At 59.0% G+C, this 23,284-nt stretch carries 16 protein-coding genes; 2 read left to right on the forward strand and 14 right to left on the reverse strand.

Annotation, left to right across the window (positions count from 1 at the left end; all coding sequences use genetic code 11):
- The first annotated feature begins 10 nt into the window (after nucleotides 1-10).
- Nucleotides 11-931, forward strand: coding sequence for a LarC family nickel insertion protein (locus DW136_RS00335; RefSeq protein ID WP_117583382.1), 921 nt, complete (start codon nucleotides 11-13; stop codon nucleotides 929-931).
- A gap of 2 nt (nucleotides 932-933) precedes the next feature.
- The gene (locus DW136_RS00340; protein ID WP_117628965.1) at nucleotides 934-1,473 is read left to right on the forward strand and encodes a TetR/AcrR family transcriptional regulator; all 540 of its coding nucleotides are present in this window, start codon (nucleotides 934-936) and stop codon (nucleotides 1,471-1,473) included.
- Nucleotides 1,474-1,796: 323 nt separating this feature from the next.
- Here DW136_RS00340 and larD read toward each other — a convergent pair whose 3' ends face one another.
- The 14 genes from larD to DW136_RS00410 all read right to left on the reverse strand — a co-directional run bounded on the left by larD (nucleotide 1,797) and on the right by DW136_RS00410 (nucleotide 23,188).
- Nucleotides 1,797-2,528 (reverse strand): D/L-lactic acid transporter LarD, encoded by a 732-nt coding sequence (gene larD / locus DW136_RS00345; RefSeq protein ID WP_117583384.1) that lies wholly within the window; start codon nucleotides 2,526-2,528, stop codon nucleotides 1,797-1,799.
- Nucleotides 2,529-2,577: 49 nt separating this feature from the next.
- On the reverse strand, nucleotides 2,578-3,855 hold the full coding sequence (larA, locus tag DW136_RS00350; protein ID WP_117583385.1) for a nickel-dependent lactate racemase: 1,278 nt from the start codon (nucleotides 3,853-3,855) through the stop codon (nucleotides 2,578-2,580).
- A gap of 416 nt (nucleotides 3,856-4,271) precedes the next feature.
- Entirely contained in the window at nucleotides 4,272-7,028 is a 2,757-nt protein-coding gene (locus DW136_RS00355; protein WP_369831552.1) for a phosphoenolpyruvate carboxylase, read from the reverse strand.
- A 314-nt stretch (nucleotides 7,029-7,342) separates the two neighbouring features.
- The gene (hisS, locus tag DW136_RS00360) at nucleotides 7,343-8,656 is read right to left on the reverse strand and encodes a histidine--tRNA ligase (RefSeq protein WP_117583387.1); all 1,314 of its coding nucleotides are present in this window, start codon (nucleotides 8,654-8,656) and stop codon (nucleotides 7,343-7,345) included.
- A 305-nt stretch (nucleotides 8,657-8,961) separates the two neighbouring features.
- Nucleotides 8,962-10,266, reverse strand: coding sequence for an MFS transporter (locus DW136_RS00365; RefSeq protein WP_117583388.1), 1,305 nt, complete (start codon nucleotides 10,264-10,266; stop codon nucleotides 8,962-8,964).
- 38 nt (nucleotides 10,267-10,304) lie between these two features.
- Nucleotides 10,305-11,603, reverse strand: coding sequence for a M20 family metallopeptidase (locus tag DW136_RS00370; protein WP_199580120.1), 1,299 nt, complete (start codon nucleotides 11,601-11,603; stop codon nucleotides 10,305-10,307).
- A 116-nt stretch (nucleotides 11,604-11,719) separates the two neighbouring features.
- Nucleotides 11,720-12,703, reverse strand: a complete 984-nt coding sequence (locus DW136_RS00375; protein ID WP_117637368.1) for a DMT family transporter — start codon at nucleotides 12,701-12,703, stop codon at nucleotides 11,720-11,722.
- Nucleotides 12,704-12,904: 201 nt separating this feature from the next.
- Nucleotides 12,905-15,094, reverse strand: coding sequence for a YhgE/Pip domain-containing protein (locus DW136_RS00380; protein WP_118288823.1), 2,190 nt, complete (start codon nucleotides 15,092-15,094; stop codon nucleotides 12,905-12,907).
- Complete coding sequence (locus tag DW136_RS00385; protein WP_233546500.1) at nucleotides 15,095-17,869, reverse strand: YhgE/Pip domain-containing protein; 2,775 nt, start codon at nucleotides 17,867-17,869, stop codon at nucleotides 15,095-15,097.
- A 487-nt stretch (nucleotides 17,870-18,356) separates the two neighbouring features.
- Complete coding sequence (gene htpG / locus DW136_RS00390; RefSeq protein WP_118288825.1) at nucleotides 18,357-20,381, reverse strand: molecular chaperone HtpG; 2,025 nt, start codon at nucleotides 20,379-20,381, stop codon at nucleotides 18,357-18,359.
- Between the two features lie 202 nt (nucleotides 20,382-20,583).
- A complete protein-coding gene (locus DW136_RS00395; protein ID WP_118288826.1) occupies nucleotides 20,584-21,084 on the reverse strand; it encodes a GNAT family N-acetyltransferase in 501 nt (166 codons plus the stop codon).
- A gap of 39 nt (nucleotides 21,085-21,123) precedes the next feature.
- Entirely contained in the window at nucleotides 21,124-21,774 is a 651-nt protein-coding gene (locus DW136_RS00400; RefSeq protein ID WP_022094060.1) for a tyrosine-protein phosphatase, read from the reverse strand.
- Nucleotides 21,775-21,791: 17 nt separating this feature from the next.
- On the reverse strand, nucleotides 21,792-22,529 hold the full coding sequence (locus DW136_RS00405) for a CpsD/CapB family tyrosine-protein kinase (RefSeq protein ID WP_118288827.1): 738 nt from the start codon (nucleotides 22,527-22,529) through the stop codon (nucleotides 21,792-21,794).
- A gap of 2 nt (nucleotides 22,530-22,531) precedes the next feature.
- Nucleotides 22,532-23,188, reverse strand: coding sequence for a YveK family protein (locus tag DW136_RS00410; RefSeq protein WP_118288828.1), 657 nt, complete (start codon nucleotides 23,186-23,188; stop codon nucleotides 22,532-22,534).
- Nucleotides 23,189-23,284: the final 96 nt, after the last annotated feature.

The following is a 23,284-nucleotide window of genomic DNA, read 5'->3' on the forward strand; positions in this document are numbered from 1 at the left end:
GGAGCATCCCATGTCCAACCATCAGCACACGCTTATCATCGACGGCACCTCGGGCATCAGCGGCGATATGACCGTTGCGGCCCTGCTCGACCTGGATGCCAGTGAGGAGCAGCTGCGCGAACAGCTCGCCACGCTGCCGGTCGATGGCTTTTCGATCGCCGTCACGCGCGTAAACAAGCACGGCATCGACGCCTGCGACTTTGACGTTCAGCTGGCAGAGGAGCTCGAGAACCACGACCACGATATGGCCTGGCTCTACGGCAACGAAGCAGCTGTCGAGCATATGCATGAGCATGAGCACCACCATCATCATGACCATGACGAGCATGAGCACGAGCACACACACGACCATGACCATGAGATCCACGGCCATGGCCACGAGGGGCATCATCACGCCCACCACCATCACCACCGGTCTTTGGCGGACGTCACCGCCATTATCGATGGCTCGCAGCTAAGCGATGGCGCCAAGCGTCGCGCCCTCGCCATCTTTACCGCACTCGCCGCTGCCGAGGCCAAGGCTCACGGCAAAACGCCCGAGACCGTCATGTTCCACGAGGTGGGCGCCATCGACTCCATCGTCGACGTCTGCTCTGTCGCCATCTGCCTCGATGACCTGGGCATTGAGGACATCGTGGTCGAGTCGCTCTCCGAGGGCCACGGAACCATCCGCTGTGCACACGGCCTCATGCCCATTCCCGTCCCCGCTGTCGTCAACCTGTGCCAGGCGGGCAATATCGCTCTCACGCCTGCACCGGTCGCTGGCGAGCTCGTAACGCCCACAGGCGCCGCCATCGTCACCGCCCTGCGTACGTCCGACCAACTGCCCTCACGCTACCGCATCGAAGCTGTCGGCTACGGCGCCGGCAAACGCCCCTACGAGGGTTGCTCCGGCACGCTCCGCTGCCTGCTCGTTCACGCGGACGCATAGCCATGGATGCCCGCAAGGCAAAAAGCCGCGCCGCCATCGTTGCGGCGTTCTCCGAGCTCCTGCGCGAGGAAGATTACGGCAAGATCACCGTCGGCGACATCATCGCTCGCGCTCACGTAGGCCGCGCGACATTCTACGGTCTCTTTAAGAGCAAAGACGACCTACTGTCCGAACTCGTGAGCGACATCTGCACCCACGCTCTTGACGACGATGGCACACCGCTCGACGACCCACTCGTGCAGGTCGAGCATATCCTCAACAATCTCTGGGAACGCCGCCAGGGCGTTCGAGCCCTCGTAGCCGGCGCCGGCTCACGCGTCTTCGCCGACTGTCTCCGCAAGACCATCATGTCGCGCGCAGCCGAAACCGTCCCCGTCGACCCCGCAGGCCCCGCCGGCACCATGGACCGCAGTTTCCTACTACACCACATAGCCTCAAGCTTCGTAGGAATGGTCCAATGGTGGGCCTGGCACAACTTCCAAGCAGACAAAGCCGACGTAGCCAAAGACTACCTATCAGCCATACAGCCCCTCTTCACCTAAGTTAGCCTCTCATTCCAAAGTCTCGCCCCCATCTCAGGGCACTAAAAAGCAAAGTGCCCATCCCATCCCCAAGTCACGCTTTCTTGTAAGGGCACCCAAAAACAAAGCGCCCCTCACATCCAAATTCAGATATATATGTTGGGTTGCTTGTTCGAACACAGCCAAGAATGCCCAGGGCTCGGCAAGGGTTTACTTTCCAACGCATTCCGCAGGACGCAAAAAGGCTCGCCGCACAAAGTGCGCAGCGAGCCTTTTTGCATGTCCGAGGACGCGTTGGAAAGTAAACCCTTGCCGAGCCCGAACCTTATAGAGCCGTCCTTCGACTAGAACATGCCCAAGAAACCGTGCACAAACAGCGCGGCGACAATAGCACCGACAAACGGCGCGATGCCAGGAACAAGCAGACCATACTTCCAGTTGTTGTCAGCCTTGTTCTTAATCGGCAGCACCTGATAAGCAAGGCGGGGACCAAGGTCACGTGCCTGGTTCATAGCGAAGCCGGTGATGCCGCCCATGCCCATGCCAACGGCCCAGACAATCAGGCCGACGCAGATGGCGAGCATCAAAACGTCCTCACCAGCACGGCTAGCAGCAGCAAGGATGGCGCTAATGAACACAAAGGTGCAGATTGCCTCGCAGAAGAAGTTGCGGGCATAGTTCGTACCCTCGGTGGTGGGGTTGGTCGAGAAGATGTTGCGCTGGGCAATGGGATCGACGACACCCTCGGAAGCCTTGAACTCATCGGCATACATAAACCAAGCGATCACGGCACCCACAAAGCCGCCGAGCATATCGGCAAGCATGAAGGGGATGCAGTTGCCCCACGGCACCAGACCGACGATGCACTGGGCAAGCACCATAGCGGGGTTCATGCACACGGCGCCGCCAAAGACAAACAGGCAGACCGAGATGCCAAAAGACCAGGTGGTGATGGCAAACATATGGCCGGAGCCCTGATACTTGGTGCCTTTGAGCACGGTATCGCAGTGCACGCCCACGCCAAAGACGATCATGAGGGCCGTCGCGCCGAATTCGCAGAGGAGTTTGGTAAGCATAAAACCTTATCTTTCTTGTCGGTTATAAACGATTCGTTTAAGCCGCGCACTAGTGCTGCGCGACGACAACACCCAGGCCATCGGGGATGACGGCGACCTTGGCGTCGGCACCCTTCATCTCAAAGGCGAGCTTGAGCGCCTCCTCGAGGGTGTTGACCGGCGTCATGTGCATATCCTTGAGCATCTGGTGATCGCACAGGTCGGTGACCATGATCACGGGGTGATGCGCCAGGATGCGGGCAAAGATCTGGCTCGTCCACTGATCGGGCAGGGTCTCGTCCTTAGGACGATCGATACAGGCGCGCTCAAACTCTGCCGGATCGTTGTCGGCGATGTTGTGATAGAAGCCCTCGCCGCCGTGACCGTCGGCACAACCGGCGACGTCGATGATCACGCCGCCCTCGGGAAGCGTGGCCTCGGCAGCGCACATGCCCTTCACAGCCTGATAGATGTTCTGATCGAGGGGGTAGCCGCCGTTAGTGGTAATGGCGATCTCGCACTCGACGGGCTCAACGCCGGCAAGGCTCTTCACGAACTCGCAGCCAGCCTCGTGCGCCTTGTGGATGTCGCCGGCAAAGGAGCCAATGACCTCGTGCTTGCCGTTGAGCACCACGTTGAGCACAAAGGCAAGGTGAGCCATCTCGGCGGCGGCAAACATGTCCTCGCTCACGTGGTTGTGGCACAGGTTGCCGGCACGCGAGTGGGAATCGTTCACAAACTGACCGTTGTGGTTGTACATGATGGTCTTGTAGCTGGCGATGCCAGGCAGGACGGACTTGCGGCTACCAGAGAAACCGGCAAAGAAGTGCGGCTCAATAAAGCCCTCGGCAAGCAGCAGATCGCAATCGGCCGCAATCTTGTTGATGATGCACTCGCCACCAGAAGGCAGGGTGCCGATCTTTTTCATCATGCTGTCGTCGGTCGCGACATGCATAACGATTTCCTCGTTGGCAACGATGTCCTCGCCATACTTATTGACGAGCTCCTCGTGCGTCGACGGACGGTGCATACCCGTAGCAACCAAAATACGCACACGGGCCTCGGGCGCAGCGGCATGAATGTGATGCAGCAGAATAGGCATCGTCACACGCGAAGGAACGGGACGCGTATGGTCAGAGCTGATAATTACGATATCCTTTTTGCCAGCACAAAGCTCCTCGAGCGAAGGCGAGCCATAAGGGTTGGCAAGCGACTCCTCTACCAGCTCTTCCTGCGATTTTGTAGTCTTAAACTCGTTTTGATGACCTTCCATCACACCCGCGAAGTTCTTGTCCTCGAGCTCCAGATGCAACGTCTTGTGGTCAAACGGTAGTTCACATTCAAACATTGACGAGCGCCCTCTTCCTTTCAACTGACACACTAGTCAAACCGTTGGAAGGATACGCCGCTCACCGAAAAACACCACCGTCCACCGACTCATTAACACAACGTTCATATTTGACCCATAACAAAACGGCCGTGGTCCCAATGAGGACCGCGGGCGCTACAGTCGCAAGGCGAGAAGCGCCAAACGCGCCGCCGAGACAGACCCCATCCAAAACGCGCGAAGCGCGCTATCTTTTCCCCAGCAGTAATCCGCCGAAGACCGGACATCGTAGGGCCCCATCAGTTTACTTTTAGGCACACTCCGCAGGACGCAAGAAGCCCTCGCCGCACGAAGTGCGCAGCGAGGGCTTCTTGCATGTCCGAGGACGTGCCTAAAAGTAAACTGATGGCGGACCCGGACGACTACAGGGTTATCGATTACCCCGTGTTCTGCAATCCTGCCGAGACGCCGGTCACAGTCGAAAGAATCAGGCTCATGTACTCGGCCTTCTTCTCCTCGGCCATCTCGTCCTGGTTCATACGCACCTCGCGAAGGGCGCGGACCTGAGCGATGGACAGGGCGTCGACATAGGGGTTACGCACGCGAACGGCGCAGCCAAGCACGCGACGGCGCTGTAGCGGCCACTCGTCACCGACGATGGCAAGGACCCACTTACGCGTGAGCTGCATCTCGGTGAAGACCTTCTTGGACAGATCCTGGCGATCGCCCAGGTGCAGATACATCTTGGCGATGCGCTGGTCGGTCTTAGCGATCGACATCTCGATGTTGTCGATGAACGTGCGGAAGAACGGCCACTCCTGGTAGGCAGCCTTGAGCTGGTCAAGATCGCCCAGCTGCTCGCAGGCGGTACCCAGACCGTACCAAGCGGCCAGGTTAATGCGAGCCTGGCTCCAGCTGAAAATCCACGGAATGGTACGCAGGTCGTCGAGCGACTTGGCACCCAGACCGCGCTTGGCCGGGCGCGAGCCGATCGGCAGCAGACCGACCTCGGTCAGCGGCGTCACGGTCGAGAACCACGGTGTAAAGTCCTCGGTGTTCAGCAGATCCAGATAGCGCTCGTGGCTTGCAGCGTTGAGCTTCTCGGCCATATCCCAGAACTTCTGCGTGGTCTCGGTGTTGGTCTTCTCGACGCTCGGGGCCGACTGCAAAAGCGTTGCAGCGGCAACGGACTCAACATGGCGCTGAGCCAGCGTGCGGTTACCGTAACGGGCAAAGATGACCTCGCCCTGCTCGGTGAGCTTAAAGAAGCAGTTGACCGAACCCTTGGGCTGCGCCAGCACGGCCTTGTTGGCCGGGCCGCCACCACGGCCCACGGCACCGCCGCGACCGTGCATGAGCACCAGATCGATATCGTTCTTCTCGGCCCACTTGGCAATACGCTCCTGTGCGGAGTGCAGCGCGAGCATAGCCGTGGTAGGACCGGCATCCTTGGAGGAGTCGGAATAGCCCAGCATGACCTCCATGCGACGGTTGGTCTGGGCAAGGCGCTTTTGCACCACGGGCAGCGTAAGCATCTGGTCGAGCACGTCGACGCAGCCCTCGAGGTCCTCGAGCTGCTCGAACAGCGGGATCACGTCGAGCTCGGGGACATCCTCCTCATGCGCAAAGGACAGGTGGGCAAGCTCAAAGACGTCGGCCACATGCTGGGCGCTCTTGGTGAACGAGATGATGTAGCGGTGCGCCATCTTCTTGCCGTAACGCTTTTGGATGGAGCCGATAGCGCGGAAGGTATCGATGACCTCGCGCGTCATGGGCTGCAGATCACCATGGATACCGTTCTCGTGGATATCCTTGAGGGCGCGGGCGTGCACCACGGAGTGCTGACGGAACTCCATCTCGACCATGTGGAAGCCGAAGGACTCGACCTGCCAGATGATGGTCTGGACCGGGCCGTAGGCAGCACGGACGGCACCGCAGGCGGCCAGCGAGCGCTGGACGACGCGCAGGTCCTCCAGGAACTCATCGGCGCTGTGGTACATGGTGTCGGTGATGCGACGCACGGTGGCGTTGAGTCGGTCGGCCATGACGAGCATGACGGCGCGATGCGGCTCGTGCTCGGAGATTAGTTCAGCACGTGCGGTGTACTGAGTGCTCATCTCGACCTGATGGTTCCACAGGTTGATGAGCTCGGCAGACGGCTTGCTGTAGGTGGCCTCGAGCGTGAGGTTGCGGCCGATGCGGCGGCACTTGTCCTCGAGCTTGAGCACCATATGGGTGAAATACTTGGCAGCGACCTCGCGGCTCACCTTGGCGGTGACGTTGGGGTTACCGTCGCGGTCGGAACCGATCCAGCTGCCGGGGTGGAAGAACGCCGGGCACAGCGGCGGCACGGTGCCGGCCTTATCGCCCAGCACCCAGTCATCAAAACGACGATAGATGACGGGAATAACGTCGAACAGCGTGTTATCGAAGATGTCGATGATGGTATCGGCTTCCTCGACCGGCGTGGGTTTCTTGAGCGCGATGGGGCTCGTACGCACCAGGGCGTCGATCTCCTGCAGCATATGGCGCTCGTTCTCCACCAGGTCGGAACCGCCCAGACGCGGACGCTCCTCCAGCAGGTTGGAGATACGGCGAATCTTGCCCTCGACGGCCTTACGACGGGCCTCGGTGGGATGTGCGGTAAAGACAGGGTGGAACTCGAGCTTGCCGAGCAGCTCGTTGGCGCCCTCGACACCCATCTCGTTTACCAACTGGTGATAGGCGACGGTGAGTTCGTTGGCAGGATCGACCTCGGTATCGGTCGATGCGCCGGCCTCGCGCTCGCGCAGCTGCGCCACACGGTAATTCTCCTCCGACAGGTTTGCCAGATGGAAGAAGCTCGTAAAGGCGCGGACGATAACCTGCTGTTTATCGAGCGGCAGGCTGTCGATCATATCGACAACCTCGCGAAACGCCACGGCGGTGGGCTCGTCGGCAGTGGGCACGCCCTGCTCGTCGACGGACTCGTCGGCAGCACGGCTACCGGGGTTGCCGGCATTGGCCACAATCTCGGCTGTCAAAATCTTGTCGAACAGGTCCGCGATCTCGGGATCATACTCGCTAAGCACACGGCGCTCCAGGCGCAAGAACAGCGCCAGATTGTCGCGCAGCTCCTCGGGGATCTCGATCTCGGCGAGACGCTCCTTGGACTCGGCATTCAAGCCGATTCGGTTAACGAGGCGGTTGACCACGGCAGCGACACGCGCCGCGGCTTCGGGTACAGACTGGTTGCTTGGGTTCTCAGCCACGTTTCCTCCCATTCCTCCTTCTATGCACGTAACATGCGGTATCCATTATAGGCACTCGGCAAAAACTTTCGACGCTGATTGCGCTTTACCACACAAAAGTATTTTCTGCATTGCAAGGGTTTTTGCCCTAAATGGTCGTATTTCTCGGTAGGCGGCATATACAAACGGGGGCATTCCGCATAAAAGCGAAACACCCCCGTAACAATCGTTCTCCATGAGCAGGGCACGTTAGCAGGCCCGCAGCTCAAAAAGATGCGCTACAGGCGCTCGCGAACCGCCTCGACCACATTGGCCAAATCGACGAGAACCTCGTCATGGCTCTGCATGTCGCGCACCTTAACCTTGCCGGCAGCAAGCTCGTCGCCGCCCAAGACCAAAATGAGCTTGGCGCCCACCTTGTCGGCCTGCTTAAACTGGGCCTTGAGCGAACGGCCCTGATAGTCTGCCTCGGTCACGATACCTGCGGCGCGAAGCTGCTGCGTAATGGCAAACACGTTCTGGCGCAGTTCCTTGCCGGCATTGGCGACGTAGACACACGGGGCCTCATCGGCGCCCAGGTCGCTGCCAAAGGCCTGCAGGGCCAACAGGGCGCGCTCAAAACCGACGGCGAAGCCGACGCCGGCCGTGGGCTTGCCGCCCTCGAGCTCAACCAGGCCATCGTAGCGACCGCCGCCACCGATGGAACCGACGCCGGCGCCGGGAGCCTCGACCTCAAAGACGGTACGGGTGTAGTAGTCCAGGCCGCGCACCAGGGTGGGGTCCTCGACATACTCGATGCCAGCGGCATCCAGATAGCGCTTGACCTGCTCGTAGTGCTCGCGACACTCGTCGCACAGGTTGTCACCCATCAACGGGGCCTCGGCCATGATCTCGCGGCAATGGTCGTTCTTGCAGTCGAAGGCGCGCAGCGGATTAAGCTCGGCGCGCTCGCGGCACTCGTCGCACATCTCGTCGGCGTGGTCGAGAATGAACTGCTTAACCTGCTCGCGATAGGCCGGACGGCACTGGGCATCGCCCATCGAGTTAATGAGCAGACGGAGCTTGGAAAGATCGAAGCCCAGGCGCTTGTAGAACTCCATGAGCATAATGATGCACTCGGCGTCTGCCGCCGGATCGGGAGCACCGAGCCACTCGATGCCCACCTGGTGGAACTGACGCAGGCGACCCTTCTGAGGACGCTCGCCGCGGAACATGGCCTCGGCATAGTAGGCCTTAAACGGCGTGGAGCCCTGAGGCACCAAGTTGTTCTCCACGACGGCGCGCACCACGCCGGCCGTGCCCTCGGGACGAAGCGCCAGGCGCTGCTTGGGCTTGAGCTTGCTATCGGTACCCTCGGTAAAGACGCGCTCCAGGTTGGCGCCGCTAAACACGCGGAACATCTCCTTGCGCACGACGTCGGTCGACTGGCCGATGCCGTGGACAAACACGTCCACCTGCTCGATGGCGGGCGTCTCGATGGGCTTAAAGCCAAACGGCTCGAATACGCCGGCCGCAATCTGCTGCATTTTTTGCCAAGCGCGCATCTCGGCGCCGATAAGGTCGCGGGTTCCCTCCGCCTTCTGTGCCTGCATGGGCAAACACCTTTCTTTTGTATCGCGTCATAGGTACAGGACATTATACGGCACAAAGCAGCAACGCGGCGGCGCGTCTGACCGAACGAGGGTATGGGGACTCGTTCGGCCAGACGCGCCGCCGCTGTTTGTGATCCGTTTTCCTCCGTCCCCTTCGGATCACGTGATCTGTTGGGGACGGAGGAAAACGGATCATTTCGTAGGCCCGTGGCGACCTTGGAAACCGAATGATGGTACGAGCATCCATTCGGCTCCCAAGACCGCCGCGGACAGAGCAGGGTGAGCCGGCAAACGCGGCAGCGTGCTTACTCCCCCGCCACGCTCGCGCGCAGCTTGGCGGCGATGGGCTCGGATGCCAGCAGGAACACGAGCATGACCACGGAGCACGCCAGGCACACAATCCAGGTGCTCGCAAAAGAGCCCGTGGCATCGAACAGCACGCCCGAAACGATGGCGCCCACGGTGCCGCCGACCATCTCGAGCGAGGTAATGGTGCCCGTGACCTTGCCGAGGTCGGCCATGCCAAACTGCTTTGACGCGGCAATGGTGGGCGTGATGGTGCCCATGCACGTTCCGATACCAAAGCTCACAGCGGCCACAATAGGACCAAGGTCCGTCGTCGGGAAGCACAGCGCCACACAGGCGACAATACACGCAACGGAACCCAGCACGTTGCCAAAGCGCAAACCAAAGCGATCGTAGATGGCGCCGAGCGAAATCTTGGCGATAACAACCGTGACCATGTAGGCAGAAAGCACCGTACCGGCCCACATGGGGTCGTGGCCGCCCGTAACGATCTTGGCGCCGTTGACGGTAACGCTCGTCATGTTGGTGACCTGGTTGGGCAAGATGGCGCCGTTAACGAGTCCCATAAAGAGGAAGGCGACGACAAGCAGCCAAAACGCCGGGCTCTTCTTGATGCGAGACCAGCCAACGTTAACCTCAGGCGCCGTGTGCTCATCCTTGTCGCCAGCCGTCGAGACGGACGGATCGCCCGGGTTCTCGCCGAGCGGCTTAAGGCCGATCTCGGAAGGCTTGGTGCGGAAGGAATAGGCCGTGATGGGCAGCGCCGCCACCATGCAGATAGCCGCGAGCACTAGGAAGGCGGAACGCCAGCCAACGCTCACGATAAGCGAGCTCACGATGGGAGACAGAATAGCGCCGCCAAAGCCCGAGCCCGAAAGTGCGATGGAGATGGCAAGGCCTCGCTTGGCCGTAAACCAGTTGGCGGTCACAAGGCTAATGAGCAGGCGGGTCGAGGCGACGGCAAAGCAGCCCGAGACGGCAAAGAGCACGTAGACCTGCCACAGCTCACCGACAAAACTCATGCCGGCAAGAACGGCAGAGGTGGCGATAACAGTGAGGGAGCCCAAAACGCGACCGCTCACTTTATCGGCCACATGACCGATCACAAGTGAGCCGATAACGCTCACCACGGTGGAGATGGCGTTGGAGATGTTGTACTGCGCAAGAGAAATGCCCAAGTCGCTGACGATGAGCGGCTGGAACAGACTCATGCAGTTAACGAAAATCGTGTAGCACGTGGCCATGATGACAAAGCCGGAGGCCACGACGAGCCAACCGGGGAAGAATTTATGCTGCCGGGACATACTGCTCCTTTTTAACGAACGAGTAGCAAGATTGGGTGCTACCGGTGGTCGGCGATGTAGCCCAAAGCGACGGCGGCATAAGCCGCGGCGCCAAGGGGAAGCTCGGCATCGCTAAAACGTGCCTTGGGATGATGCTGAGCAAAGTGCTCGTCCGTATCAGTCACGGCAGCGCCCACGGTAAAGTACGCACTCGGGATCTCGCTCGAGATCAACGCGAAGTCCTCGCTCGCCATGGCGTGGAACAGCGGCAGGAAGGCAGCCTTGGGCAGCACCGCGCCCACGTAGCCAAGCGACGCCTGCGTCATGCCGTCGTCGAGTACCAGCGGCGGAACATCCGAAAGCGTCTCGATAGTCGCCGGCGTGCGATACGTTGCGGCCACGCCGTTGACGACCTCGGCGATGCGGGTCTTGAGGTGCTCCATGAGCTCGACGTCGAAGCCACGCAGCGTTCCCTCAAGCACACAAGTGTCGGGAATGACATTTGCGGCCTGACCGCCGGCGAACTTGCCAATGGTAAGCGCGACCTCCTTGGCCGCCGGCACCTCGCGGGAGATGAGCTCCTGAAGCGCCAGATGCACATGGACGCCGGCCGTGATGGGGTCGATGCAGATCTCGGGGCTCGAGCCATGGCCGCCCTTGCCCTGAAGCGTGATGCGAAAACCGTACACGCCCGAGAGCGCCGGGCTGCCGTAGAGCACCAGGCCAAGCGGCGACTGGCTATTGACATGTATGGCGAAGGCGGCCTGGGGACGCGGGTTCTGCAGCAGACCGTCGGCGATGGCGGCGCGGGCACCCTCAAAGGTTTCCTCGCCCGGTTGGAACAGCAACTTAATCGTGGCGTTGGCGTCGACAAGCTCGGACTCGCGGGCCTTGAGCAGGCGCGCCGCACCAAGCAGCGCCGTCGCGTGCATATCGTGTCCGCATGCGTGCATGCAGCCGTTCGTAGAGGCGAAAGGCTCGCCTGACTCTTCAGCAACAGGTAGGGCATCCATGTCGCCACGGAGCATGATGACCGTACCGGCCTGTTTGTCCGTGCACGTACCGTTACCCCGAGCAGCAGCTGCCGCGCCGGCACCGATTAGGCCAACGACACAGGAGCCGTCAACAAGCACGGCATAGGGAATATCCATCTCGTCCAGACGCGCCTGGATAAAGGCGGACGTCTGCGGAAGGTTGTTACCGAGCTCAGGCGTTTGATGGAGATCATGGCGCCATGTGGCAAGCTCGTTGGCAAACGCCTGAGCTTCTGCAACAAGACCGTCACCGATAGCGGCCTGCGCCGCCATGGTGGCCTTGGACGCTGATTGCGGTTGAAGATCGGACTGAGCTAGTGCCATAAATGCCCTCCAGTAACGTTTTTGCAGTAAGCACTTTGATAGCGTAAAGCGCAAGGTACAACTTTAAGGGCGAGGCATAAAAAATGCCGCCCCAGGAGGGCGGCGCAACAAGTTGTTTACAATTGCGGGCGCGGCTTTCGACGCAAAAAATCGAAGTGAGTCTCGCTCAAGATAATCGACAGGAAGATAAGCACAAAGCCGGCGAGCAGGCGCGAGGTGAGCGCCTCCCCCATCAGCAGCACCGAAAACAACACGCCCGAAGGCGACTCCATCGAAAGGAGCAGCGAGCCCGTCGAAGCCGGGACATGCGCCAGGCCGACGTTTTGGATGAGCAGAGCCACGCATGTGCAGCCCACCGAGAGAAACGCCATCACACAGATAAAATTCGGCGTCCACACGGACAGAGGCGCCTGGGTCTCGAATAGCAGCGACGAGATCAGGCTCAGCACGCCATTGCCCACAAACATCCAAAACGTGATGACGTTGATGTCCATTTTGCGACCGTACTTGGCGGTCACCGCCATCTGGATGGCGAAGAAAACCGCGCCGCCCAGCGTAATGGCATCGCCGATGTTGAACTCGACGCTATCAAGCGCCACCAGGCCAATGCCCGCCAAGCACAGCAGTGCCGCGCCCAGATTATAGCGGGTGAGTTTTTCGCCGCTCAGAAAATAGCTCGCAAAGGGCACGAGGATGCAGTACGTACCCGTCAAAAACGCGTTCTTGCCCGCCGTGGTGTGCGCCAGACCGACCGTCTGCAGGACGTAGGCGGCCCACATAAGTGTGCCCATTCCAAGTCCGACGATAAGATTGCGGGCGTTGAGGTGCGCGATGATGCGCTTGTGGAAGATGACAAACATGACCAACGCCGCAGGCAGAAAGCGCACGTAGAGCAGTTCAAACACCGGAATGGTGTCGAGCGCGTCCTTCATAGTGGTAAAGGAGTAACCCCAGATAATCGCCACCGAAAGCAGTAGAACTTTCCAGAACAACGGCGAACGAGCACCGGCACCACGGGAGGTGCCGCCCGCACCCAGGTCCTCGCGAGCCACAGGGCCATCGGGCATCATTTCGATATTGTCAGTGACATGCTGGGGCATAGGGCATCCTCGCGCTCAATCTGGGCGTGGTGTCCGCACGCGCGTGACCGCATGCCGCCTCATGGTCAAATAAAAACAGGGCGCACCGGACCCCCGGCACGCCCCGCTACTGTAGCAACAACCAAGCAGCCCATGCAATTCACTCAACTAAAGCGTCGGAACAGAAATCCTCGATGTTCCGACGGCGTTTACGTTGCTGTATTAAATCAATTTGGTCGACTCCAGCTTTTCGATAATCCAGTCGTTGGCTTTGATGACCGGGCGGCGGAAGACGACGCCCAGTGCCAGCGATGGAATCAGATAGCTCGCCAGAATGCCTAGCTCAATCCAGTACTCCATATGGTAGGCGCCAGCCATGGCGGCATGCATGGCGTTGATGCCGTGGGTGAACGGCAGGAACGGATAGATCGCCTGGAACACAGGGCCGGTCATCTCGATGGGGAACGTACCGCCCGAACCGCCGACCTGCATAACCAACAGCACGACGGCGAGCGCCTTGCCGATATCGCCAAACGAAACCGTAAGCGTGTAGACGATATTGGAGAACACGAGACTCGCGACCCAACCCGCCAGCACAAATTGCAGCGGGTTGTCGCACTGAATGCCAAAGAACAGGATGTCGCCCGCGCACACGAGTGTCGCCTGCAGCAGGGCCAGACCTCCAAAGAACAGGTAGCGGCCCAGGTAGATCTCGTGCAGGCGCACGGGGATCAGCTCGTTGATGAGCTCATCGTCAACCGAGACCTTCATCATGGCCGCCAGTACAATCGAGCCCACCCACAGCGACAGAATCGTGTAGAACGGTGCCATGGCCGAACCGTAGTTGCGGATCGGATAGACCGGTTTGCGGTCGAGCGCGACGGGGCCGGAAAGCGACACGGCGAGGCCCTCGGGGTCGTTGCCAATCATTGTCTTAATCATGGCCAGGTCACCCGACATCAGAGCGCTATCAAGCTCGTCCTTAAAAGCGCTGATCTTGTCCGACGCCTCGCCCAACTGATCAGAAGCCTTGTTGACCAGCGTCGCAGCCTTGGAGAGGCCCTTTGCGAGCGAGCCAGAGGCGTCGGTCAGACCGCTCACAGCGCTATCCAAGTCACCCGAGATACCGTTCAGGGAATCCAGAACGCCCGAAATGGTCTTCTTGAGCTCCTTGGCCTTAATCGAGAACGTGGAATCGTAGTCGGACTTGGCTCCCGAGATACCCGCCTTGGCATCGGCGATGGCCTGGTCGACCTCGGCACGCGAGTTGTTGACCTCCGCCATGCCGTCCGAAAGGGACTTTGCGGTCGCCGTCAGGTCCTTCGCATTGTTGCGGTACTCCACGGCAATTCTGCCCAGCGACGTCGCAGCGGACTCGAGACCGTCTTTGAGCTTGTCATCACTCACCTGGTCGGCAAGGTTGCGGAGCTGATCGGCCATCGCATCGATATCGTCAGCACGCGTATTGAGCGCCGCTGCGGCTTCGTTGAGCTGAGACACCGTAAGGTAAACATGCTGATTCGCGGCATCGAATGCCTTCGCAAGCTCGGCGGACACGTTGTCGAACGAGCCCGCGCTTCCGTCAATCGCCGCGTCAACGGCATCGTTGGCGGCCTTGAGCGCTTCCTTGGAATCATTGATGCCGCTCTTGGCGTGCTCCATCAGCTGCTTCGTCGACTCATCAACGGTGCCCGTCTGCTTGAGCATGCCGCCCGCCGATGTCAGTGAATCGGACGTGGAGCTCAAAATGCCCGCGAGCGACGTCGCACTCGCCTGAACGTCCTGCAGGTCCTCGACCGAATCGCCCAGCGTCGAGGACAGATTGGCGATAAAGTTGCTCACCTGGTCGGTACTCATATAGTCGAGCAGGCTGGACACGGTCTTAAGGCCGATGGTCGTGATGGTCTTGGTAAAGGTCTCGTTGACCTGACTCTGGACGGCGCTCGAGCCCTTTTCAGTCACGATCTGTGCGATGGCGTTAGCCTTCTGGTTCTCGTAGAACTCGATATCGGCGTGCTTCACCTCGGTCGAGAAAAGCGTCATCATGTCGGCGCTAAACGTTTTAGGGATAACGACGGCAGCGTAGTACGCGCCCGACTTGACGCCATCGATGGCCTTATCGCGATCGTTGAGCACAACCCAGTCGAAGTTCTCGTTGCCGCGCAGGGTGGCGGTTACGTTTTCGCCCACGTTGACCTCGACGGGAATCAGATCGCTCTCGTAACCCTCATCAGTGTTGACCACGGCGATCTTAAGGTTGCCGGTGTTGCCGTACGGATCCCAGCTTCCGGCGATGTTAAACCATGCATAGAGACATGGCACGATGATCAGGCCCATCACGACGACCATGCCGATCACGGAGCGAGACACGTTTTGGACATCGCGCTTAAACAGGTGCAGGATGTTTTTCATTTATGCCTCACCTCCTTTAGAGTGCTTGCCAAGCGAGGTGGTGTCCCCGTCGTTTCCGTTTACGTTGTCAGCGCCGTCGGCATCTTGAGCCTTACGATGCGCACCGATATGCGACAGACGGCTCGTAGGCTGTTCGCCTCCCTTGGCGCCACGCTCGCTGGCGTTGAGACCAAACATGCGACGGGCGGCAGGGATGGCAGCCGTGTGCTCGCGCATCTCGCGGCGAAGGTCCTCGTCCGAAAGCGCCGAGATACGCATCTGGGTATTGAGGCTCGCACGGATGTATTCGATGTTGATGAGCCAGCCGCAGATGGCGATAACCGAAATGATCCAGATAACGAGCAGGATGATCTTGCCGTTATTGTCGATATCGAGCACCGTCGAAAGCACAAAGAGCAGAACCTGCACGCCTACCACGGCGGCAAAACCGCCCTTGATGTAGTACGGGTAGCGATGCTCAAACGCCACGGCATGATCGAGCAGCTCGCGACGGTACGAATCCGAATCGAGCATGACGCGCATGGCCGTGCGCAGCGAATAGCGCTGGCGCGGCAGGTCGTTGGACTCGCAGATCATGAGGCCCGTCGTGGAAAGCTGCTTGTCAAAGAGCAGGTTGAGGTTGAGCAGCAGCGGACGCAGCTGCAAGCCAATAAAGAGTGCGATGGCAAGGAACACGCCCAGGATGCACAGGTTGAACAGGTAGTTGAACGAATACATGCCACCGACGGTCTCGCGCAGCAGGTTGATGCCATAGGTGAAGGGCAGCAGCGGATGCAGCCATTGGAAGAAGCCGGGCATCATCTCGATGGGATACATGCCCGACGAGCCGGGGATCTGCACAATGACGAGGATGACACCAATGGCTTTACCGATATGCTTAAAGGTGGTGGACAGCGCATAGATGATGTTGACGTAGGTGAACGAGATAGCGATGCCGCCCAGCACGAACAGCAGCGGGTTAACGCACTGTACGCCAATGACCAGATCTCCCACCGTAACGATGATGGCCTGCAACGCACCCAGGATCACCAGGAGCAACCAGCGGCCAAAGTAGCCCTGACGCGCCGTAAAGCTACCGATGCCCTCGCGGTCGACCTCGAGTTTATAGATAGCGATGAGCACATAGCCGCCTACCCACAGCGCCAGATTGGTGTAGAAGGGCGCGATGCCCGAGCCAAAGCTCTTGACCGGATAGATTGACTTGGACGTCAGCTCAACCGGAGATGCCATGAAATCTGCCACGTCATTGACGTCGACGTCCATGAGGTCGGCTAACTCGCCCATAGACTCAGAGGTCTGCAGCGCCGCAATGTCATTGGCGGCGGTCGCGAGCTTGTCCTGAACCTTGGCAAGGGAGGCGTCGGTTTGGGACAGCGTGATCTTTGCCTGCTTGAGCGTGGCGTCGAGCTGCGCCAGCGTGCCGCGCGCGCTCGCTATCGTGGGGGTCATACCCGACACAATGCCGGTCAAATCGCCCGAAACGGCGGCAAAGGAGTCAAGCGCGCTCGAAGCCTTCGGAAGTGCGTTCTGACCCAGATCGGTCTGAGCCTGACCGAGGCTAGCCGTACCGGTCTGAATTGCCGCGTTGAGTGCGTTGCTCGCGTTCGAGATTGCCGTAGCGTCGTTTGCCATGGCGCTCGACTGTGCAGAAAGGCCATCCTTGATGCTCTGCAGCTTCTGGTTTTGCTCGCGAAGCGAATCGATGGTCGATACAATGCGCGCGTCAATTTCCTCGGAACCTGTCGACGTGTCATTAACGAGAATCTCCAAGTGCCCGATAACGGCCTTATTGTGATCGATCGTCGCCTGGAAAGACTCGAGCGAGTTGTCGATGCGGGTGGTCGTAGATGTGACCGTACCCGTTAGCTTGCCAATCGCAGCGTTCGCGGAGGCTGACGTCTTGGTGAGTGCAAGGCTACCTTCCGAGAGTGCCTTGGAGAGCGAGGTGATAGAGTTGCCCGCCGTGGCGCGAGCCTCGCCCAGCAGGTCGTTGCCCTGGGAGATTGCCTGCGTCAGCGACGGTGCCTGACCTTGCAAGCCGGCAAGCGCCGCATCAGCCGAGGCGATAGCGCCACTCGTCTTATCAATGGCGGCATTCATGTCGCCAATCGAATCACGCACCTCGCCCAAGGTATCGGATGCCTCGGACACCGAGGCTGCCAACGAATCCTGAGTCTGGGTTGCCTTGTCCTTAAGATCGACTCCGGCATCCTTGGCAATACCCGCGACGGTCTCGCCCACCGTGGAGACAAACTCCGAGTTTATCTGCTCCTCGATGGTATTTGCACCGGTATCGGTAACCTTGGGCGCAATAGCGCTCTTCTTCTCGTTGACGTAATAGGTGAGCTTCGGCTGATGGTAATTGCCATCGAGCATCGAAACAAGATTGTCGGAGAAGTTCTTGGGGATTACGATGGCCGCATAGTACTCACCACTCTCGACGCCCTCTTTGGCATCGGCGGCCGAATCGACGAAGGTCCAGCCCAGCTGATCGTTCTCCTTGAGCTGATCGACGACCTGGTCGCCCGCGTTGAGCTCGCCCACCAAGTCATTCTGAGTGCCCTGATCGTTGTTGGCGATGGCAATCTTGATACCTTGGGTGTTTCCGTACGGATCCCAGTTTGCCACGATGTTGTACCAGGCATACAGCGAGGGGATAACGCACACGCCCAGGGTAACCACCAAGGCGACGGGGTTCACAAGCAGTCGCTTAATGTCGCGCTTGAATATCGCAAAGGAGACCTTTGCGTTGGATAGTTTGCTGCCGAGACTCACGCTTGGACCATCCATCCTGTCGTTGAATCGAATCGTACTATCGACAACCATTGTACGTAGGCGCTTTAGTGCCTCGCGGCACAATGGTGCTGAGTTTTGCGGGTAGCAATATACTACGAAGATGAGTTAGTGTACAGTTGTACAGTATCTTTAATTTCAGCAGGTCACAAAACCACAGCCCGCACAAATTAGCAGTCCGAATAAATAGTCATTGGAACTAGTCATATGGGGACGTTCTTAAACGACTACTCAAACAAGAACGTCCCCAACGACTAATTTAAGAACGTCCCCAATGACTACTTTGGACCACGAAAGCGTCGCAGGTTGAGCATAAGTCAGCGAAAACGCCCCTAAGCGAGCAAGGTGACGTGAAAGAGGAGGGAAGCGTACTTCGGTACGCGACCGACGATTGAACGTCAGATTGCCGCTTAGGGGCGTTTGCAGCGTCGAGTAGTTACGCGGTTCGTAGAACCGCGTAACTACCAAACTACATCAAGTTGCAAACAGCTGCCGCGAAGGCAACGGGGTCCTCGGGCAAAATGCCCTCGACCAGCAGGGCCTGATCGTAGAGCAGACCGGAGTACTGCTTGATCTTGTCGGCGTCGCCTGCCTTCTGGGCAGCGACAAGCTTGGCAAAGACCGGGTGCTTGGCGTTGAGCTCGAGCACGCGCTGGCTCTTGGGCATACCATCGGGCGCTCCCTCGGGACCCTTCTGGAGCACCTTCTCCATCTCGAGCGAAAGCGGGCCCTCGGTGGTGATGCACGCGGGAGCATCGGTCAGGCGCGCAGAGACGGCGACCTTCTCGACCTTGTCGCCGAGCGCCTCCTTCATGGCGCTAAAGAGGTCCTCGTTCTCCTTGGTGGCGTCCTCGGCCTCCTTCTTTTCGTCCTCGGTCGCCAGGTCAAGATCACCGGTCGCGACGTTCTTGAGCTCCAGATGACGATCCTCGACCTCGGGCTCGGCACCGTCGGCCACAGCCTTCTCGGCAGCCTCGCGGGCAGCGTCGTCCTCGTAAATCTTGGGCATATCGGCGGCAATGTACTCACGCATGGCCTGGAAGGTGAACTCATCCACATCCTGCGTCAGTAGCAGCACGTCATAGCCGCGGTCGAGCACGCCCTTTACCACGGGCATCTTGGCCAAGCGCTCACGCGAGTCGCCGGCGGCGTAGTAGATGGCCTTCTGATCCTCGGGCATGCCCTTGGCATACTCGGCTAGGGTAATCATCTTCTGCTCCTTGGCAGACCAGAACAGCAGCAGGTCGGCGAGCTCATCGGCCTTCATGCCATAGCTCGAGTAGATGCCGTACTTAAGGCCGCGGCCAAAGTTCTCAAAGAACTTCTCGTAGGCCTCGCGGTCGTTGTCACGCATATCCTCAAGGTCAGCGGTGATCTTCTTTTCCACACGCTTGGCGATGGCCTTGAGCTGACGGTTCTGCTGCAGCGTCTCGCGCGAGATGTTGAGCGACACGTCGGCGGAATCCACGACGCCGTGGACAAAGTTGTAGTAGTCGGGCAGAAGGTCGTCGCACTTCTCCATAATCAGGACGTTGGAGCTGTAGAGCGCCAGGCCCTTCTCGTAGTCCTTGCTGTACAGATCGAACGGGGCGCGGCCCGGCACAAACAGCAGGGCGTCGTACTCGAGCGTGCCCTCGGCATGGAAGCTGATGGTGCGCGCCGGATCCTCAAAGTCGTGGAATGTGGACTTGTAGAACTCGTCGTAGTCCTTCTGCTCGACATCGGAGCTGCGTTTCTTCCAGATCGGTGTCATGGAATTGACGGTCTCGAGCTCCTGGTAGTCCTCGTACTCGGGCGTGTAATCATCGCCTGCGTCCTCGGGCTTGGGCTTTTGACGGCTCTTGGACACCATCATCTGGATCGGGTAACGCACATAGTTGCTGTACTGCTGAATCAGGCTCTTGAGACCCCACTCGGTCAGGAAGCGATCGTAGGTCTCGGCCTCGCCGTCGGCGTCGAGCTTCTCGTTCTCGCGCAGCGTCAGGATGACATCGGTACCGTGCTCGGCGCGCTCGCCATCCTCGATGGTGTAACCCTCAAGACCATCAGACTCCCACACGTGAGCGGTGTCCTCACCATAGGCGCGGCTGACGACCTTCACATGGCTGGCGACCATAAAGGCCGAGTAGAAGCCCACGCCAAACTGGCCGATGATGTCGACATCCGAACCCTGTTGCTCGGCGTTCTCGGTCTTAAACTCCTCGGAGCCGGAATGGGCGATGGTGCCCAGATTGCGCTCGAGCTCCTCGGCGGTCATGCCAATGCCGTTATCCGAGATGGTAATGGTGCGGGCGTCTTTATCAAAGGAGACGCGAATAGCCAGGTCGCCCTGGTCGAGCTTGACGCTCGGATCCTGCAGGCTCTTAAAGTTGAGCTTGTCGACGGCATCGCTCGCGTTGGAGATAAGCTCGCGCAGGAAGATTTCCTTATTGGTGTAGATGGAGTTGATCATGAGGTCGAGCAGTTTTTTGCTCTCGGTCTTAAATTGACGCATGTGCAGTCCTTTCGCGCTACCCCCGTCCGCAAAAACGGCCCGGTTGCCCGAGCCGCATCGCAGACCTGCTATGTTCAGACTTAGATTTTATAACCCATTAGCGCGCATATATACATACGGAATCGAAAAACTGCATGTCCAAACGCTCCGATGCGCCAATTGCCAAGGAGTGTCCCCAGCTGCCGGCAGAAAAGGAACGTCCCTATCTGCCATCTACGCGCTTAGCCATCCAGGCATGGGGCTGGCCTTCATCCTCATAGTCCACCGGGGCAATCTGCGTGTAACCTGCCTTGGCATAGAGTGGCAGCACGTATTCCTGCGCGTGCAGCTTAATGAGCTTGGCGCCGGCATCACGCGCACACGTATCGCTGGCCTCGACAATCTTGCTCGCCAGACCGCGACGGCGCATGCTCGGCAGTACAGCCACGCGCCCCATAATATAGGTCTCCCCCGCCGCGACGTCTTCGTCCAAATCGCACGCCGGCGACACCGGAGCCTCTGCGTCAGCCGCGCGCTCAAGCTCTTCGGGAAACACGCGCGAGCAACCGGCAAGCTCACCGTCTACATAGAGCGTCACATGGATGCAGTTCGGATCCTCGTCGATAGCGTCGAACTCATTCTCGTAGCCCTGCTCGTCCATAAAAACGACGCGGCGCACCAACGCCGCGTCATCAAAGCATCCCGTCTTAAGTTGGATATCCATGGCTGCCCTTTCATTCAACGCGAACGTTAGGGACAGATTTTAGCGAAAATGAGCTCCGCGCACGCTAAACTTCGCGCGAGCCTTCGCCAGGCAGTCGTAATGACCCACATTATGGGCATCGCTCGCGATGAAGCTGTACAGGTTCTGATCGAACAGGCGCTGTGCCGGCTTTTTCTCGCGACCAAAGCGACCGCCGGCAATAAAGTCCGCCGAAGCCTGCAGCTTGCAGCCCATATCGACCAGGCGCTCCGCCACGCTTACATCCTTTTGAACCGCACGATAGCGCTCAGGATGAGCGATGATCACCTGGTAGCCACGGCACTGCAAATCGTAAATCGTGTTCTCGTATTCTCTAAACGCATACGCATCGGCATGCGTCGAAAGCTCGAGCAGGAACTCGTTGGTCCCATCGAAATGCAAGTGCTCCGCGGCATCGATACCAAGTTCAACGAGCTTTCGATGGTTGACCTCGAAGCCCATCTGGAGCGGAAAACCGTCAGCGTTATCGCGCAGCAGCTCAAAGGCATCCCACATCTTGTCGTAATCAAAATAGGGATCACGGCAGTGAGGAGTGCAAACGATTCTGGTTACACCGGCCCGCTTGGCAGCCTCGAGCATCGCCAAGCTCTCATCGAGATCGGCGGCGCCGTCGTCTACACCCGGCAAGATATGGCAATGAATGTCACGCATAGGTCGGCCCTAATCAACTAAACGTTTGCTCGGTTGGTGAAGATGCCCTTTTTGGAAGCGCCCTGACCGTCGGAGCCCTTCTTAACCTTCTTACCGTCCTTGGTGTAGTAAGAATAGTAGTACTCGCTGGTCTCGGTCTCACAGTAATTCATGACGGTACCGATGAGCTTGACCTTCTCGGACTTCTTAAGCTGGGCGATAGCGTTGAGCGCCTCTTCGCGCTTGGTAAAGTCCTCGCGCACCACGAACAGCGTGCCGTCGGTCAGGCTGGCAATCTCGGCAGCATCGATGAAGGTGCCGACCGGGGGAACATCGAAGATGACGTACTGGAACTTAGCAGACAGCGCCTTGACCAACTTGGAAAAGCGATGGGAGACGATGATGTCGGCAGGATTGGGAATGTGCGGCTCGGCATCGAGGAAGTAGAAGTTCTTCTGACCCGTCTCGACAATTGCCTGGTCAATGGAGATCTGCTCGGAAAGGACCGCATAGAGTCCGCCGCGCGAACGAACGCCGAGCATATCGGAAAGGGACCTGCGGCGCATATCGGCCTCGACCAGGAGCACGGACTTGCCGCTCGTGGCGATTGCCTGAGCAAGGTTAATGGAAACCGTAGACTTGCCCTCGTTGGGAATCGAGGAGGTAACGGTAATGGTGCGAATGGGGTCGTCCACGCTCGCAAAGCGGATGTTGGCCAGAAGGGTCTTGGCGGCATTCTGTACAACGAGCTTATCGGTGTTCTTTGCCTTAGCCATGCCTATTTACCACCTTTCATAGCCGGAATTCGGCCAACAACGGGAATGCCCAGGAGCTCTTCTGCCTCTTCGGCACCGCGGATGCGGGTATTGAGCATGTCTGCCAAAACGACATAGGCAACTGCGATAAAGATACCGGCGAGGAACGCGACGGCAATATACAGCGTGCGCTTGGGGCCGCTGGGGGCTTCGGGGGTCTTAGCCTCGTCGATAACGTTGATGCTCTGGGCAGCGCCGACGTTCTGAGCGACCGTACTCACCGAACTGGCCATGGCCTTTGCGACCTTAGCCGTCTCCTTGGCATCGGTGCCGGTAACCGAAAGCGTAATGACACGCGTGGTGGTCTCGGAGGAAACAGACACCTTGTAGTCATCCAGATCGGTGAGGCCCAGTTCATTGGCTGCACCGCTCTTAACGCTATCGCTATCCAGCAGCGTGGCGATATCGTTGGAAAGCATCTGGCTCGCCGAGAGATCGTTGTAGCTCATCTGACCGCTATCGTCGGTCTTGGCGAGAATGTACATGCTCGTCGTCGCGGTGTAGGTGTTGTCCATCGCAACGAAGGACACGATGCCCATGGCGATCGCGCAGACCACCGGAAGGGTGATGACCAGCTTGAGGTGCTTCTTCAGCAGCTGGAACAGTTCGAGAAGGGTCATGCAGCTTGCCTTTCATTTCCCCAGTTCGGATTGACAAAACTGTCCGTATGTTATCGCATCTTTTTACCGAGACCAAACTCTATACATAAGAAACAG

The sequence above is a fragment of the Collinsella sp. AM12-1 genome (assembly GCF_003472325.1).
Classification (GTDB): Bacteria; Actinomycetota; Coriobacteriia; order Coriobacteriales; family Coriobacteriaceae; genus Collinsella.

Bases quoted from the DNA above. Each gene is read 5' to 3' on its own strand.
- DW136_RS00335 (WP_117583382.1), top strand. From the start codon at position 11: ATGTCCAACCATCAGCACACGCTTATCATCGACGGCACCTCGGGCATC.
- DW136_RS00370 (WP_199580120.1), bottom strand. From the start codon at position 11,603: ATGGCACTAGCTCAGTCCGATCTTCAACCGCAATCAGCGTCCAAGGCC.
- DW136_RS00365 (WP_117583388.1), bottom strand. From the start codon at position 10,266: ATGTCCCGGCAGCATAAATTCTTCCCCGGTTGGCTCGTCGTGGCCTCC.
- DW136_RS00410 (WP_118288828.1), bottom strand. From the start codon at position 23,188: ATGACCCTTCTCGAACTGTTCCAGCTGCTGAAGAAGCACCTCAAGCTG.
- DW136_RS00405 (WP_118288827.1), bottom strand. From the start codon at position 22,529: ATGGCTAAGGCAAAGAACACCGATAAGCTCGTTGTACAGAATGCCGCC.
- DW136_RS00400 (WP_022094060.1), bottom strand. From the start codon at position 21,774: ATGCGTGACATTCATTGCCATATCTTGCCGGGTGTAGACGACGGCGCC.
- htpG (WP_118288825.1), bottom strand. From the start codon at position 20,381: ATGCGTCAATTTAAGACCGAGAGCAAAAAACTGCTCGACCTCATGATC.
- larD (WP_117583384.1), bottom strand. From the start codon at position 2,528: ATGCTTACCAAACTCCTCTGCGAATTCGGCGCGACGGCCCTCATGATC.
- DW136_RS00380 (WP_118288823.1), bottom strand. From the start codon at position 15,094: ATGAAAAACATCCTGCACCTGTTTAAGCGCGATGTCCAAAACGTGTCT.
- hisS (WP_117583387.1), bottom strand. From the start codon at position 8,656: ATGCAGGCACAGAAGGCGGAGGGAACCCGCGACCTTATCGGCGCCGAG.
- DW136_RS00395 (WP_118288826.1), bottom strand. From the start codon at position 21,084: ATGGATATCCAACTTAAGACGGGATGCTTTGATGACGCGGCGTTGGTG.
- DW136_RS00340 (WP_117628965.1), top strand. From the start codon at position 934: ATGGATGCCCGCAAGGCAAAAAGCCGCGCCGCCATCGTTGCGGCGTTC.
- larA (WP_117583385.1), bottom strand. From the start codon at position 3,855: ATGTTTGAATGTGAACTACCGTTTGACCACAAGACGTTGCATCTGGAG.
- DW136_RS00375 (WP_117637368.1), bottom strand. From the start codon at position 12,703: ATGCCCCAGCATGTCACTGACAATATCGAAATGATGCCCGATGGCCCT.